This window comes from Pantoea sp. X-Soil-OKNW-556 (genome assembly GCF_059730695.1).
Map to the genome: position 1 here is coordinate 101,180 of NZ_AP035991.1, position 15,623 is coordinate 116,802.

Sequence of the window (15,623 nt, forward strand, 5' to 3'; positions counted from 1 at the left end):
GAAAAATCAGGAGGAACGATAAACTCAGGAATATAATCTTCTCGATCCAGCAGGCTGAGGCCATAGTATTCATACACTGGCTCACCTTTGTCGGTATTTCCCAGCCAAATTCGGACCAGTAATCCACCTTCCACTATTTTTTGCTTTCCATCAGGGCCTCATGAGGGAACGGAAATCTCTACGGTTTTATCACCAACTTTTGCACCCAGTGACTCTAAAACCATCTTGTCAATTTCTATCACTTCTACATGTTTCTCTTTCGAGATACAACGGAGAGGGGAGGTGCTTAATGTATTTGGATTGAAATCATATAACTCATCGGCTTTATTGATATTTTTTACTACCCATTCATTATAGAATGTGAGTGCGCCGATGGTAATAATGCCTTTCTCATCAACGCTTCCGTTAGCAGAAATAGAATCGGGTTTTTTATAATAATAGATCAGCAGTGAGATCAACGTTCGATTCCAGCTTCTTTAAGCCATCCTGGCGTATATGTGTTGGATACTTTCCCTGTGCAATCTCATTAGCAGTTGCTGTTTTTATCGATGTTAATATAAGTGGGAGGGTTGAAAAACAGGGTGAAATTAATTTCAATATTATAACCTGTTTCTCTCATGGGAATTTCATGAGGTAAGATTTCCTTTTAAATCAGACTACGACGGTTTTGGTTGTTTTGATCGGCATTGCTGGCCGGCGGCCACGGACATTATCGCCGTGACCGCGGATGTTCATCAGGCAGTGCGTGGTTGCAATTGGTAGATCCATGCCGTGATCCGTTGACCTTCGATGGTGGTCACATCCACTTCGACCCGGTCATAACCCTCTTCAAACTCATCCAGCATCGGCCAGTGAGGTTCCAGGTTGTTGGATAAAAACAGATAACCGTCTACGCGAGGGCCGTTTTTATCCAGCACAATGCCGGGAAAATCCGCTGCTGCTCCCCAGCCGCGTTCATAAAAAGTCCCTGTCACATGCCCGGCTAGCCATTCTCCGCCGATATTTTCTAAAATATGCGCGTTGGAACGACCCGGACACAGCGTGCCGTAGACAAATAAACGTTTCATTTTCCCTCGTAAAATCAGACAAAAGAAGCACTTTAACCCTGAACATCCGGCCTGTCATCCTGAGTGATAAGTGAGATCTATCGCATTGAAAACTAATAACGTCTGGCTGATGTCAGGTTGGATACGAATAATCAAATCATGACTATTTATCGTGTAAGAGTCGGGTTTCATAACCCGTCGGCCCTGACTTTCAGGCAACTTGATGAAATTCTCGAGCCACAACGTTTCTGGCGTACCGAGCCGGAGCGTGGCCAGTTTCGTTATTTCACCGAATATGAATACCAATCAGACGTACGGGATCTGTGTTCAGTGTGCTCGCTGGCATACTCACAAGCATGTCGGGTAAGAAAGTGCCCGCTGATACTGGTAGAAGTGCTATCGGAGGCAGAATCGTAGCGGCGCGATTTATCGCGCCGCTACACCAGATTTAATCTTTCTCTTTTTCGTCATCAGCGGGGATCAACGGTTCATCAATTTCGCTCTGCTGGCCGGACTTAAGTAACTGAAGATCGAGGATCACATAAGTCATAGTGCTGATAAACAAGGAGATCACGCTACCAATTACGCCGCTGGTGGTAAAAGTGAAAAAGTTATACATCACCACCCAGGTCACGCTGATAAATAACGCCAGTGAGATGGTGATCGTTGGCTGAGAATAATGCGTGGTGCGCGCGCCCATCACATTGATTTGATGGCTCAGGTTGCAGGCGGTGTACTTTTCCAGCAACAGAATGCCGCGTTCCCAGTTACGTACCCGGCGTGCACTACTGCGGGTAAAAAACAGGAACAGCAGAGAAAGGAAAAACCCGGAAAAGGCGATCAATACCGGCACTGCTTCCAGCGCATAAGCAATGCTTTTATGGCTGGAGCTGTTGGCGGTGAGATCTAAGGTCAGCGACGCACCCAGTCCCGCATAGAGGAACACAAACAGCGCGAGGAATAAGGCGCTGCGTTTCCAGTCCAGTTCTGCCTCGGTATTTACCTGCTGGCGGGCAACCTGAAGGGCCTGATGCAGTTGTTTCGCCTGGGGAGATTCTGTTTCGATGCTCTCAACTTTCTCGCCAAAAAAGCTCTGGATAAAGGGCTGGTCAGCCTGATCAATGATAATGCGCATAAAATTCCGTATTGACTAACGAGGATGAAGGCGAGTGTATCGTAAATCAGCGTAACAAGCCTGGATGCTGTCAACCTGTCATTTTGCCGCCCGTCACGCAAACCCCACTGGTCTATTTTTCGTACACTTAATCTTCGCGGCCACCACTGGCCGCGTCATTAACGACGGAGGAATTCCTATGCCTTATGTTGATGGATTTGTTGTGCCGGTCCCGCTGGATAAAAAAGAGGCCTATCTGGCAATGGCGGCTAAGGCCGCGCCTTTGTTTAAGGAATTCGGCGCGACCCGTATTGTTGAATGCTGGGCGGATGATGTACCAGACGGCAAACTCACCGACTTCCGTATGGCGGTCAAAGCTGAAGAGGAAGAAACGGTGGTGTTTAGCTGGATTGAATATCCTTCCAAAGAGGTACGTGATGCCGCTAATGAAAAACTGATGGCCGATCCGCGCATGAAAGAGATGGGCGAAACTATGCCGTTTGATGGCAAACGCATGATTTACGGTGGTTTCTCACCCATTCTTGATGAATGAGCGGGTTGATGGCTGTGCGGCGTGCCGCCAGCCACCTCACTCACAAGCTAATCAGTTTTTTCACTCCGGGAATCTGTAACAACAGCAACGAAATCATCATTGATACCACCACAGTCAGGCAAATCACCATGATCTTATCGGCCAGCGAACGGATGGAAATCGACCAGGCGAGGATGTTGAACACCAGGTAATGCAGGATATAAACCCCGGTCATAGTTTTACCGAGGGTGGCGAACAGCGCGGGCACCTTTTTCCAGTGCGCAGGCACCGTTATCCCGTTGACGCTAATCGCCATCAGAATCACCAGGAAATAGACCTGGGAGCCGGTCAGTACGAAATCATTGCCGGTAGTGATAAAGCGCGCGATAAAATAATAACGTTCATAAAGCCAGGTAAACAGATACACCACAGGCAGTAATAACAAACTGAGCCGTACCACCCGTATCGATTGCAGCAGTTGTACCACGCCTGGCAACGCCATCAGACGACCAGATAAGTAATACAACACCCAGGTCCAGATACGATATTGCGGTAACAGCGAGAAAGCGCGTGTATTCGGGTAGAGCACGGCCAAAATGTCATACAGGAAAGCGGCCAACAGCAGCACAAAAATAATCGACGCCATTTTGCCAGGGAAAAGAAGCAGGCGGTCAATCACCGGTTGCGAGACATAAATCAAAATCAGGGAAATCACAAACCACGGTTGAATCAGATAGCCTTTATTTTGCACCCCGGCAAACCAGAAAAAACTAAACCAAAAGAGAAAGATCAGCAAAATGCGCCGGATCTTCTCCAACTGCCAGTTCGGACTGTGCTTCTGTCCGGCATCGAGATAGCCGCTCAACAAAAAGTAGAGCGGCGTGGCGATGGTGGAGATAAAACTCAGGATATTCAGCGCGAGGCTGTAATTATAGTTGTAGCGGTCGTAGCTCTGATACATCGTGAAAAAGGAGACCGCCGTCATACATGCCAGGGTTTTCAACAAATTCAACCCGATATTATTCATCAGCAGCATCCCTGGCATGGAAACAACGATACAGCACCGGCAACACCAGCAACGTCAGCACCGTCGCAAAACCCAGCCCGAAAATGATCACGACTGCCATGCTCTGGAAAAACACATCGCGCAACAGCGGCAGCAGACCCAGCACGGTGGTGAACGCGGTCAGCAAAATGGGGCGTAAACGCGATGTGGCGGCATCGAGAATCGCCGCCTGCAACGCTTTTTGCTGTCGGAACTGACGCGTCTCCTCCAGTAACACGATGCCGTTGCGGATCAGCATGCCGGACAAACTCAGCAAACCAATCAACGCCATAAAACCAAACGGAATGCCGGTGAGTAAAAAGCCGCAGGTGACGCCAATCAAAGCCAGCGGCACAGTGATCCATATCGCCACCGCATCTCGCAAAGAATTGAACATCAGAATGGTGATGATAAACATCACGAGAAACCCGATTGGCAGCGAGCTTAACAGGCCGCTTTGGGCTTCGCGTGAACTTTCCAGTTCTCCGCCCCATTCCAGCCGATAGCCGGGAGGCAGTTGGAGTTGTTCAATTTGCGGCTGGACGCGCGCCACCACCTGGGCCGCGGTTAATCCTTGCGCCGGGTCGGGATCGGTTTGTACCGTCAACACGCGCATCCGGTCGCGTCGCATAATCAGCGGGTCTTCCCACTCCAGGCGGAAATCAGAAATCACGTTACTGAGCGGGACAAAATGTTGCAGCGAGGCGCTCCAGAGTTGGATGTTGGCGATATGATCAATATTCTGCCGCTCCTCCGGCGCCGGGAAGAGCATGATCGGAATCAGCCGTGAGCCATCCCGAAAAATCCCCACCGCATCGCCACTGAAATTCATCCGCAGCGCCTGGTCAATGTCGCGCTTGTCGATACCCAGTTCCTGACCGCGTAACGCTGAATATTGCGGTCGGATCACCTTGCTCCGCTCCTGCCAGTCATTGCGCACCGGGAAGGTGGTGCCATCTGCCTGGAAAATACCATCAATCTGGCTGCCAATACGACGCAGCACATCCGGATCGGGACCGATGACACGCAGCGCAATGGCACTGTCACTGGCGCTGCCGAACTGAATGCGTTTGATACGCTCATTCACCTGCGGATATTGCTGCTGAATGTAATGTTCGGTGGCTAAGGCAATCCGCTCCAGTTGGCGGCCATCTTTGACCCGCACCATAATCTGAGCGTAATTGCTGTACTGCCGGGTTGCGTCATAGGTCAGGGTAAAGCGCATCGCACCCTGACCGATGGTGGTGACGGTGGCATCAACGCCTGGCTCCTGATTAATAAAACGCTCGATTTCAGCCGCCGTCGCGGCGGTAAAATTGATATCCGTGCCATAGGGCAACCAGAGATCGGTGAAAAAAATCGGCGTGTTGGAGGAGGGGAAAAAATTTTGTTTTACAAAGGTGAAACCATAAAGAGAGGCAGCGAGGCAGGCCACCATCACGGTGATGGTCAGCCAGCGTAGCCGAATTAAGCTCGCCAGCGTGCTGCGATAAATGCGGAACACCACACCCTGATAGGGAGATTGATCATCCTGTGGTGGTAACTGCAATTCTTTACGGCGCGCTTCACTCCATTTAATAAACACCGGCGTTAGCGTCAGCGCCGTGATCCAACTGAGCAGCAGAGAAATCAGCAGCACCTGGAACAACGATTTACAGTACTCCCCGGTTGAGTCTTGTGACAGGCCGATCGGAGCAAACGCAATGATGGCAATCACCGTGGCTCCCAACAGTGGCAGTGCCGTGCGCTTGACCATCTGCGTGGTGGCCTGTTGTAACGGTTTACCGCGTTGTTGGTCGATCTTGATGCCTTCCACCACCACAATGGCGTTATCCACCAGCATACTGAGGGAGATAATCAGCGCCCCCAGCGAGATACGCTGGAGTTCCAGCCCAAACAGGTACATCACCAGCAGCGTGCCCAACACGTTAAAGGTAAGCGAGGCAGCGATGACAATACCGCTGCGCAGTCCCATAAAAATCAGCAGCGTACCGACTACAATCGCCAGCGCCATCAGAAAGTTAAGGATAAAGCCATCCACCGACTGCTTCACTTCATGTGCCTGGTTATAAAACACTTTCAGCGAGATGCCAGCGGGTTTGTCCTGTTGATAATCCTGAAGCTTTTGTGTCAGCGCATCGCCCACGTTAATCACGTTAACGCCGGGGGCGAAAGAGACACCAATCGCCAGCGCATCATGACCGTCGGCATGGTAGAGGTTGTCCGGCGTGTCGGTGACATCGTGTGACAGGGTGGCAATGTCATGCAGATGGAGCGTTTGCGTGGTGCCAGGACGGGATATCGGCAGGTTGGCTAAATCCTCCAGAGACTGAAACTCCCCGGTGGGGTTGAAACGGATCGATTCTCCCTCAAGACGGATACTCCCGGCGTTAGACACCACATTGCTGCGGCTGAGTAAGTCGGCTACGCGCGCGGGCGTGATGCCGTAGCTGCTCATTTTGGTGCTGGAGAGGGCGATGCGAATTTGTTCCTGTTGCACCCCGGCGACGGCAACTTTCGCGACCCCGGGTACCAACACCAGATCGCGCCGCAACTGGTCGGCATAATTACGCAGTTCGTCGTTGCTGAAGTCTTTGCCATAAATAACAAAGAAGTAGCCATAGACATCGCCAAAATCGTCATTGACGAAGGGTTCATTGACGCCAGGTGGGAACTGGCGCGCCGCGTCACCCACCCGTCGCCGAAGTTCATCCCAGATTTGTGGCAGTTGGTTGGCAAGATAACTGGTGTGAATTGAGACGGTGATCTGCGACAGGCCATTGCTGGAAATCGAGCTAACGTTGTCGAGTGAAGGCAAGCGTTGCAAGGCATTTTCCAACGGGAGCGTGACTTCTTCTTCCACCTGCTGCGCCGACGCCCCCGGATATTGCGTGACGATCACCGCCGCCTTGATGGTGAACAACGGGTCTTCAAGACGACCAATGTTTAGCAGGGCGTAAATCCCGCCTACGCCCAGCAGCAAAATCACCATCCAGATACGGACAGGTTTATTAATAAAGTTGTCAATAATCCGCATTATAACCCCCGCTCACGGGTCCAGATACGGATCGCTTCACCCTCACGCAGCTCGCCTGTTCCGGCAGACACCACGCGGTCGCCTGTTTTCAAGCCGCTGATAATTTCAATGCCTTCGGCACTGATGTTGCCCACTTCAACCTGTTGATCTTTGACGTGTAAATTGTCGCCTTCACCAACAATCAGCCAGACATGTGGCTGATTGGTTGGGCTACGATCCGGATTGAATACTGCCGCAGCGGGTACCACCACCTGCGATTGCTGTGGTGCGTTCGGCAGGTTGTGCAACTGAATACGCACGGTGCCACTTAGCCCGGCCACATTCGGTAAATCGGCCGGACGGGGCATGGTCAGCACCACCTGCCAGGTGAGCGTCGCGGCATCGGTTTGCGTGCTGTGTTCTTTGTAGCTGGCAGTGAACGTTCTGTCGGGTAGGGCATTGAATTGCACTTCAGGTTGATAACTGGCGTTCTGGATATCGAGGGCGGTGAATAAACTCTCCGGTACGGTGAAAATCACATCCAGCACGTCGGCGCGGGTCAGCAAGGCGATGGGTTGTCCGGCGGCAACCACCTGATGATTACGCACATTGACGCGGGCAATCACGCCATCAAACGGCGCGCTGAGGGTGAGGAATTGCAACTCTTCCTGAGCCACTTTCAGCGCGGTGGCTGCTGCATCGCGATTGGATTTCTGTACATCCATATCCGCTTGCGACACCGCGCTGCGATTGGAAAGGGTACGGAAACGCTGATATTGCCGATCGGCCAGTTGGAAACTATTTTGCCGGTCTTTCACGCGTAAACGTGCATCGGTGTCATTTAATCGGGCGAGGGTCTGGTTCGCTTTTACCACCATCCCGTCACGTAAATCGAGTTGTTCAATACGGCCTGCACGTTTAAACGCCAGTTCGGTGTTATCACCCGCCTGGATACGCGCCGGGAAGATGCGCACATTGCTGGCGCTGCCTGAGGTGATGGTAAACGCTTTAACGACGCGGGGTTGGGGAGGCGGCGGTTCTTTTTTTTCATCGCACCCCGCAATTAGCAATGTACAGGCAAGTAAAAGTAGAGCCTTGTATTTTATCATTATTTTCCCTCATCCCGTAAATACCACGCCATGAATTAAACAGCTCGCAAGGATTAAACAAACGATCTTCATGAAATATGCGATACCACAACATAGGTCAGCAAACCGACCAGCGTGGTGGCAACAACGGCCATGATAACGAATCCACAAACCAACTTAACTGTTTGTATTTCCATTACTGTTTACCTTTATTTTTTTATCTAATGATCCTGGAAGGGCACGCATCCAGCCGGAAGCTGATGGTGCAGACAAAGTAACATTGCCATTCTGATAATATAGATTAGATTTAATTTATCTCATTCAAATCATTAGTCAGATCGCTTTTTCGGATAATGATGTCAGCAGGTGTCTTACAAATCTAATTACCTCAGATTATGTGTGTTTTTTTAGAAAAACTCATTTTAACAATAGCTTAGTAGCTAGGGGTCAATATGGAAAATGTTCAAGGTCAGGATAAGGGTGCACAACCCTGGTATCAGTACTCCACAGAGGAAACTTTCCAGAACTTAGCAAGTTCACCGGCTGGCTTATCATCAACTGACGCCAGTGATCGTTTAAAGAAATACGGTCCTAATGCGCTGCCGCAAAAAGCGGAGAAGTCAGCGTTATTGAAATTTATCGCACATTTTAAAGACGTGTTAATTTATATCCTCTTTGCCGCCGCGCTTATTACCGCCGTCATGGCACATTGGGTTGATACCTTTGTCATTATCGGTGTGGCGGTGATCAATGCCTTAATTGGCTTTGTTCAGGAAAGTAACGCTGAGAAGTCACTGAAAAGCATTCAGAATATGTTAGCCAGTGAAGCGATTCTGGTGCGCGATGGCAAACAAACCACCATATCCACCCAGGATATCGTGCCGGGGGATGTGGTGATGCTGCGTCCTGGCGATAAAATTCCGGCAGATTTGCGCTTATTTGATGTGCATAACCTGCGCGTCGAGGAGGCGATTCTTACTGGCGAATCCACGGTGGTGTCAAAAAGCGTGGCATCGCTGGAGGGAGAAAAATCCCTTGGCGATCGTCTCAACCTTGCATTTTCTGGCACCACGGTCAGTTCAGGCACCGCATCAGGCGTGGTGGTCGCCAGTGGCGGCGATACGGAGTTGGGTCATATCAATGAGATGATCAGCTCAGTGAAAGAGGTCAAAACGCCGCTGCTGGTGCAGATCGACAAACTCGGTAAAGCCATTTTCTTCATCATTGTCTTAATGATGGTGGCGCTGTTTATTTTTGCCTGGTTGCTGCGTGACATTCCGTTCCCTGAGCTGGCGCTGTCGGTCATCAGCCTGGCGGTGGCGGCGGTGCCGGAGGGTTTACCGGCGATTATCTCGATTATCCTCTCCCTTGGCGTGCAGTCGATGGCGCGCGTACAGGCCATCATCCGTAAATTGCCGACGGTGGAAACCCTTGGGGCGATGTCAGTGATTTGCTCTGACAAAACCGGCACCCTGACCATGAATGAAATGACGGTCAAAGCGGTGGTGCTGGCAAAAAGCAAATGGCGTGTGAGCGGCAACAGCTATGAACCGAAAGGCGAAATTGTTGCGGAAGGCGGTAGCGGATTAAATTCGGCGACCGATCCCTTGTTCCAGCAATTTTTACGCGCGGTAGATACCTGTAACGAAAGCCAGTTGCAGCAGGATGCCAATGGTCATTGGGTGATTGTTGGCGGTCCGACCGAAGGCGCAATGAAAGTGCTGGCGGCGAAGGGCATCACGCAAAAACAATCGGTTGAGGTGGTCAGTAAATTACCTTTCGATTCCCTGTATAAATACATGTCGGTGAGCTGTGTCGCTGACGGCCAGTCGTATATTTTGCTGACCGGCGCACCGGATGTGTTGCTGAAACTGTGCCAGCAACAACAAACTCCGCAGGGGGTTGAGCCGCTCGATCTGGCGTATTGGGAAGCGGCCATCACCACCTATGCCAGTGAAGGGCTGCGTACCGTTGCGGCGGCGTGGAAACCAACGTCAGCGCCAGTGACCACGCTCGACCACGACGAGCTGAAAAACGGCATGGTGCTGTTGGGCCTGGGATGCATGATGGATCCACCGCGTCCGGAAGCCATCTCGGCGATTCACGAATGCCAGCAGGCAGGGATTCGCGTCAAGATGATCACCGGCGACCATCAGGAAACCGCTATGGCGATCGGGCAGATGCTGGGCATTGGCAACAGCAACTCTGCGGTGACCGGATACGAGCTGGAGCATATGAATGATGCCGAGCTGGCGCAGGCGGCAAAAACCTATGACATCTTTGCGCGCACCAGTCCCGAACATAAATTGCGGTTGGTGAAGGCGCTGGAATCCAGCGGTGAAATTGTCGGGATGACCGGTGACGGGGTGAATGATGCCCCGGCACTGAAGCAGGCCAACGTCGGTATTGCGATGGGTATCAAAGGAACCGAGGTGACGAAAGAGTCGGCAGATATGATTCTGGCTGATGACAACTTCGCTACCATTGCGGCAGCGGTGAAAGAGGGACGGCGGGTTTACGACAACCTGAAGAAAACCATCCTGTTTATTATGCCGACCAACCTGGCGCAGGGCTTGTTGATTATCATCGCTATCCTGATGGGTAACCTGCTGCCGCTTACCCCGGTACAGATTCTCTGGATGAACATGGCAACCTCCGCCACCCTGTCATTTGGCCTGGCGTTTGAACCGGCAGAAGCCAATGCGATGCGCCGCCCACCGCGTAATGTCAAAGCGCATGTGATGGATGGTTACGCCATCTGGCGTGTCGTGTTTGTTGGTTTGTTGATCTCCATCAGCGCCTTCGTGCTGGAAGCCTGGCTCCAGCCGCGCGGCTACAGTGAGGAATTTATCCGCACCGTGTTGCTGCAAATGCTGGTGACAGCGCAATGGGCCTATATGATTAACTGCCGTAACTCAGAAGGCTTCTCCCTTGACGGCGGCCTGGTCAAAAACAAAGGTATCTGGATGGTGACGCTGGTGCTGATCGTCCTGCAAGCCATCATCATCTATGTACCGCTGATGAACACGCTGTTCGGTACCCGTCCGTTGCCGATTAATTACTGGTTTATCTCGTTAATCGTCAGTATCGCTATCTTCATCATCGTGGAAATAGAAAAACGTCTGACGCGCTCCTGGCGTGGCGTTAAAACGCAGTCATTGATCTGATAACGCCGAGTCCTGCTGTTGCCGATAGCTGGCCAGCAGGACTTTTTTGATCAGATAAGTCAGCGGAATGGCGAGGATAGCACCGGTGATGCCAAGCAACGCCTGCCAGAACAGAAAGGCCAGCAACTGGCTGGTCAACGCCATATCGAGACGTTTACCAATCATCAGCGGTTCCAGCACTGAACTGAGCGTCAGATTTAACAGGACAAAAAAACCGGCTATCGCCAGCGCCACTTCCAGATCAAAAGCGATATAGCTCTGCACCACCGGCGGAATCGCCGCCATAAATGAACCCAGCACCGGGATGTAATTGAACACAAACATCAACACACCCCAGAAGAAGGCAAATTTCAGCCCCAGCAGTTGCGCACCCCCCCAGACGATGATGCCGCCAAAGATGCCGGTCAGGGTTTTGACCCGCGCATAGACAATCACGCTCTGGATGCCATCATCCAACGCACGGTAGAGCGCCGCCGATTTGCCGTGGGCGCGTTTTTCCAGCGCATTTTTCAGCAGTGGCAGTTCATACAACATAAACAACAACATCAGAAACACCATCACCCACCACGACAGCACGCCGGGAATCTGGGTGAGGAAAGCGGTGATCCATTTCACCACCGCGCCAACATCAATAAAAGCCAGCATCTCATCCGGTGCCAGCGCAATGCCCACCTGGTCCAGCGCCTGGGTGATCTCTTGCAAGCGGGTGGTTAACAACAGGGGCGTCTGACGGCTCAGCAGAATCAGGTCCGGCGTCAGTACCGTGAGCTTAATAATGGTGACAACAATCACCAGCAGCAGCACCAGAATGATCGCCAGCGAAGAGAGGATACGCGGAATCCGTTTATGCTCCAGCCAACTCACCAGCGGGTCCAGCATGATGGAAAGCAGCAACGCCAGCAGCACCTGATTGATAAGGTGCGCCGACAGATGAAGCCCGAACAAAATCAGGGTCAGGCAGGCAAGGAGAATCAACACACGATATAACTGCGGCCACGGGGTAAACCAGCTCATTTCGTCATTTCCCTGAAGTTAACGATGCGCTGCATAGTGCATTAACTATATCTGCAATGTTTTGATTCAGCATAGTTTCACCACAGGGCTGAACAGAGAATACACATTCCATTTGAGAATAGCGGTTATGCCTGTTGCCCGGTTTCTGAATCAGTACAGGCACTTTAGGCTGCTCTCTTTAGCCAAAGAGAGCAGCAAAAATGAAAACTTTATTTACCCCAATTAGCGCTGGAAAACTTCGTCTACAACATCGCGTGGTGATGGCACCAACAACACGGATGCGCACGGAAGTCGGCGGCGTTCCCGGTGAACTGATGGTGGAGTATTATCGCCAGCGTGCCAGCGAAGGGGGGTTGTTGATTGCAGAAGCCACTGCCATTTCTCCGTTTGCGAATGCCTACGCCGATGCGCCGGGCATCTTCAGTGACGAACAACAAGCCGGTTGGCAACGGTTGGTTGAGGCGGTGCACGCTAAAGGGAGCCAGATTGTGTTGCAGCTTTGGCATCCTGGCCGCCAGTCGCTGCCCGAACTTTCCGCCGGAAGACCACCGGTTGCGCCTTCTGCCCTGGTTGCCCGCGATACCTATGGCGTCGGCAAAGATGCACAGGGCAACTATGAGGGGCGCTTATTCCCTGAGCCACGGGAACTTGATGAAAACGCTATCGTTGCCATCATCGACGAATTTCAGCGTGCGGCGCAACGCGCACTGGCGGCAGGATTTGATGGTGTGGAGCTGCATGCCGCCAACGGTTATCTACCGGAACAGTTCCTGTTAGATGGCAGCAACAAGCGTAACGATAAGTGGGGAGGAAGTCTGGCAAATCGCGCCCGGTTTTTACTTGACGTGGTGGCGGTGCTGACAGATGTCTGGGGCAGTGGGCGTGTCAGCGTACGTATTTCACCGAGCGGCATTTATGGCGATATGCATGACAGCGACCCGGCCACCACGTTTCGTTATCTGGTGGAAAAATTGAACGATTTTTCCCTGGCGTATCTACACATTATCGAACCACGGATTGTGGGACCTGAAGATCGCGAGAACGGCAGCTATGCGGAACCGGTCGCCAGTCGTGAACTGCGCCCGTTCTTTAGCGGAATGATCATTGCGGCTGGCGGATTTAAACCGGATGCGGCAGAGGTGATGCTGGTAAACGGGGACGCTGACCTGATTGCGTTTGGTCGCTTATTTACCGCTAACCCGGACCTGCCAGAACGTATTCGTCAGGGGCACCCGTTCACTGCCTGGGATCGTGACACCTTCTTCGGCGGCGATGCACGCGGTTATACCGATTTCCCTGCCTGGGTATCGTAACAACGAAAACGGCGCGATAAATCGCGCCGTTACTGGCTGTCACTGGCTTTAAATCTGCGCTACCCCAATTGATGCTCCCCCATCGACATATAACGTCTGCCCCGTCATAAATCCCGCCTCTTCAGATAACAGGAACGCAATGGTTGCGGCGATCTCATCCGGCTGCCCGAAGCGCTTCATCGGTACGCTACTGAGGTAACGCTGTTCTCCCAGACTGCCTGGGGGATTGCTGGCACGGAACAGTTCTGTTTCGGTGGGGCCTGGTGCCACGGCGTTTACGGTAATCCCCTGGGTTGCCAGTTCCAGCGCCCAGCTCCGGGTAAAGCTGACCAGCGCCGCTTTGGCCGCGGCATATGAGGTGCGCTGCGGCACGCCAAGTACCGTCAGGCTGGAAATGTTAACTACCCGTCCGAAACCTCGCGACTGCATACCGGGTAATGCGGCCTGAGTTGCCAGCAACGCTGGCTGTAAATTCACTTTTAATACTTCATCCAGTGCATCGAGGGTGACATCTGCCAGATATTGCGGTCGAACCAGGCCGACATTGTTGATGACGCCATCAAGGGGGAATTGGGCAGTGATGTCCTCCAGGGCTTGTTTGAATCCCGCGCTATCTGCCAGGTCCAGCGCGACAAAGTGACCGGGGAAGGGTTGGGCTGGCGCACTGCGCGCAATGCCAATCACCTGATGTCCACTGGCCGCCAAACGCTGTGAAAGTGCAAAGCCAATACCTTTACTGGCACCGGTAATCAGAAATGTTCTTTTCTGGCTCATGTTTTTAACTCCTGCAAACGTAAAAACCAGCACAGGTTGGCCTGTGCTGGTGGGGGAAAATCTGCGTGATGATCAGACGCCGGAACTGGCCTGTAACGCCACATCCGCTGCACTGATGCCTTCCAGTGCCAGGCCATAGCCCGCGCCTTCATCGATCAGGCGGCGTAATTTTTGCGTCAGGGCGATACGCGTGTAGCGGGTGGTCAGCGGCGGCAATGTCGCCAGCGACTCCGCCAGTTCATGTGCGCGCGTCAACAAATGGTCGCGTGGTACGATTTCATTAATCACGCCCCATTCCTTCGCTGTTGTCGCGTCCAGTTCCTGACGTGTGAGCAGGAAATAACGACCACGTACGCTACCGATAACTTCTGGCCATAACAGGTTAACGCCATCGCCGGGAACGATACCGAATTCGAAGTGCGGCTTATCCTGAAACACCGTATCCGGCGTTGCCAGGACCATATCCGCCAGCAATACATATTCGGAATGCAGGCGAACCGGGCCGTTCAGTGCAGCGATCACCGGGACTTCAATATCGAGCAAGTTCATCAAGACTTTCTTCCCTTCGCGGTAAATTTTGTCGTAGCCGCGTGGCGTGAAGAAATCAAAGCCTTCCGGGCTGATGCTTTCCATAAACGCCTCACCTGAGCCCGTCAGGATCACGATGCGGTTGTCCGGGTCGGCACCAATCTGATGGAACAACTCGACAAATTCTTCGTGGGTGTGGCCGTTGAACAGTAACGCGCCGCCGTCGGTGTGAAACTTAACTTCCAGCACACCGCTGGCAGAGCGGGTTAAGTGGGCATTGGCAAAGGCATGGCGATAGTTTTCAAAGCGAGACATGGCATAGTTCCTTTTCAGTTAGCGTAATTAAATAACAGCATTAAGTTTTTCAGTCGCCCGCTGAACGGCAGGGCGAGCAGAAAGGGTGTCGAACCAGCGGGCCAGATGTGGCAATCCGTCGAGGCTTACGCCAGCAAATTCACGTCGCCAGAGCCAACCGTAGTGAGCGATATCAGCGATGCTGTACGCTTCACCGGCGAGGAACGGCTGCGTAGCGAGCAGGTTGTCCAGCAGGCCAGTGACACGCGCGGCCTCGGTATTGAAACGCTGCTGCGCCAGGGGTTGGGGTTCGCTGGCAAGACGATTAAAGAAGCCCGCCTGACCAAAAGCCGGACTGACGGCTGAAGCATGGAAAAACAGTTGTTCGAACACACGAGCGCGTGGCGCACCCGCAGCGGGTAATAAGCGTTGATGTTTCTCGGCGAGATAAACCAAAATTGCAGCCGATTCGCTCAGAGTCATATCGTTGCTGTGATCAACCAGCACCGGCACTTTTGCATTCGGGTTTAAGGCCAGAAAGTCCTGCTGTTTTTGCTCCCCCTGACGCACATTGACCGGGCGAAGTTGCCAGGCTTGCTGGATCTCTTCCAGCATAATGGCGGGCTTGATGCTGTTAGGTGTGGCGAAGGCATAGAGTTCGTACATCGGTTTTCTCCCGTGGTCAGGATGCG

Annotated in this window: 14 protein-coding genes; 4 read left to right on the forward strand and 10 right to left on the reverse strand. The window is 52.4% G+C overall.

All coding sequences use genetic code 11. The features are described from left to right. Positions 1-158 precede the first annotated feature (158 nt). On the reverse strand, positions 159-458 hold the full coding sequence (locus tag AC6I8T_RS21160; RefSeq protein WP_497834345.1) for a hypothetical protein: 300 nt from the start codon (positions 456-458) through the stop codon (positions 159-161). A gap of 276 nt (positions 459-734) precedes the next feature. Next, complete coding sequence (locus AC6I8T_RS21165; protein WP_497834346.1) at positions 735-1,067, reverse strand: gamma-glutamylcyclotransferase family protein; 333 nt, start codon at positions 1,065-1,067, stop codon at positions 735-737. A gap of 138 nt (positions 1,068-1,205) precedes the next feature. On the opposite strand from AC6I8T_RS21165, the gene AC6I8T_RS21170 reads away from it, so the two are divergent. Next, complete coding sequence (locus AC6I8T_RS21170) at positions 1,206-1,463, forward strand: hypothetical protein (RefSeq protein WP_244634061.1); 258 nt, start codon at positions 1,206-1,208, stop codon at positions 1,461-1,463. 31 nt (positions 1,464-1,494) lie between these two features. On the opposite strand, the gene AC6I8T_RS21175 is transcribed toward AC6I8T_RS21170, so the two are convergent. Continuing rightward, positions 1,495-2,181 (reverse strand): RipA family octameric membrane protein, encoded by a 687-nt coding sequence (locus AC6I8T_RS21175; protein ID WP_497834347.1) that lies wholly within the window; start codon positions 2,179-2,181, stop codon positions 1,495-1,497. Positions 2,182-2,359: 178 nt separating this feature from the next. On the opposite strand from AC6I8T_RS21175, the gene AC6I8T_RS21180 reads away from it, so the two are divergent. Next, complete coding sequence (locus AC6I8T_RS21180; protein WP_208725922.1) at positions 2,360-2,713, forward strand: DUF1428 domain-containing protein; 354 nt, start codon at positions 2,360-2,362, stop codon at positions 2,711-2,713. Positions 2,714-2,753: 40 nt separating this feature from the next. On the opposite strand, the gene AC6I8T_RS21185 is transcribed toward AC6I8T_RS21180, so the two are convergent. The 3 genes from AC6I8T_RS21185 to AC6I8T_RS21195 are packed head-to-tail and all read right to left on the reverse strand — an operon-like array spanning position 2,754 to position 7,862. After that, positions 2,754-3,719 carry an acyltransferase family protein gene (locus tag AC6I8T_RS21185; protein WP_208725921.1) on the reverse strand — a complete coding sequence of 322 codons (966 nt, stop codon included), beginning with the start codon at positions 3,717-3,719 and terminating at the stop codon, positions 2,754-2,756. Continuing rightward, complete coding sequence (locus tag AC6I8T_RS21190) at positions 3,712-6,774, reverse strand: efflux RND transporter permease subunit (protein ID WP_208725920.1); 3,063 nt, start codon at positions 6,772-6,774, stop codon at positions 3,712-3,714. The genes AC6I8T_RS21185 and AC6I8T_RS21190 overlap by 8 nt, the downstream gene beginning before the upstream one ends. After that, on the reverse strand, positions 6,774-7,862 hold the full coding sequence (locus AC6I8T_RS21195; RefSeq protein WP_208725919.1) for an efflux RND transporter periplasmic adaptor subunit: 1,089 nt from the start codon (positions 7,860-7,862) through the stop codon (positions 6,774-6,776). The genes AC6I8T_RS21190 and AC6I8T_RS21195 overlap by 1 nt, the downstream gene beginning before the upstream one ends. A 431-nt stretch (positions 7,863-8,293) precedes the next feature. Here AC6I8T_RS21195 and AC6I8T_RS21200 point away from each other — a divergent pair, with 431 nt between their 5' ends. Further along, positions 8,294-11,008 (forward strand): cation-transporting P-type ATPase, encoded by a 2,715-nt coding sequence (locus tag AC6I8T_RS21200; protein ID WP_208725918.1) that lies wholly within the window; start codon positions 8,294-8,296, stop codon positions 11,006-11,008. Here AC6I8T_RS21200 and AC6I8T_RS21205 read toward each other — a convergent pair. Further along, positions 10,997-12,022 carry an AI-2E family transporter gene (locus tag AC6I8T_RS21205; RefSeq protein ID WP_208725917.1) on the reverse strand — a complete coding sequence of 342 codons (1,026 nt, stop codon included), beginning with the start codon at positions 12,020-12,022 and terminating at the stop codon, positions 10,997-10,999. The two genes, AC6I8T_RS21200 and AC6I8T_RS21205, sit on opposite strands and share 12 nt — an antisense overlap. Before the next feature lie 200 nt (positions 12,023-12,222). On the opposite strand from AC6I8T_RS21205, the gene AC6I8T_RS21210 reads away from it, so the two are divergent. Next, entirely contained in the window at positions 12,223-13,335 is a 1,113-nt protein-coding gene (locus tag AC6I8T_RS21210) for an alkene reductase (RefSeq protein ID WP_497834348.1), read from the forward strand. 48 nt (positions 13,336-13,383) lie between these two features. Here the strand turns inward: AC6I8T_RS21210 and AC6I8T_RS21215 are convergent, their stop codons facing one another. The 3 genes from AC6I8T_RS21215 to AC6I8T_RS21225 all read right to left on the reverse strand — a co-directional run bounded on the left by AC6I8T_RS21215 (position 13,384) and on the right by AC6I8T_RS21225 (position 15,597). Next, positions 13,384-14,109 carry an SDR family oxidoreductase gene (locus tag AC6I8T_RS21215; RefSeq protein WP_208725915.1) on the reverse strand — a complete coding sequence of 242 codons (726 nt, stop codon included), beginning with the start codon at positions 14,107-14,109 and terminating at the stop codon, positions 13,384-13,386. A gap of 72 nt (positions 14,110-14,181) precedes the next feature. Then, on the reverse strand, positions 14,182-14,952 hold the full coding sequence (locus AC6I8T_RS21220) for an enoyl-CoA hydratase/isomerase family protein (protein WP_208725914.1): 771 nt from the start codon (positions 14,950-14,952) through the stop codon (positions 14,182-14,184). A 27-nt stretch (positions 14,953-14,979) separates the two neighbouring features. Beyond that, positions 14,980-15,597, reverse strand: coding sequence for a glutathione S-transferase family protein (locus tag AC6I8T_RS21225; protein ID WP_497834349.1), 618 nt, complete (start codon positions 15,595-15,597; stop codon positions 14,980-14,982). Positions 15,598-15,623 lie beyond the last annotated feature (26 nt).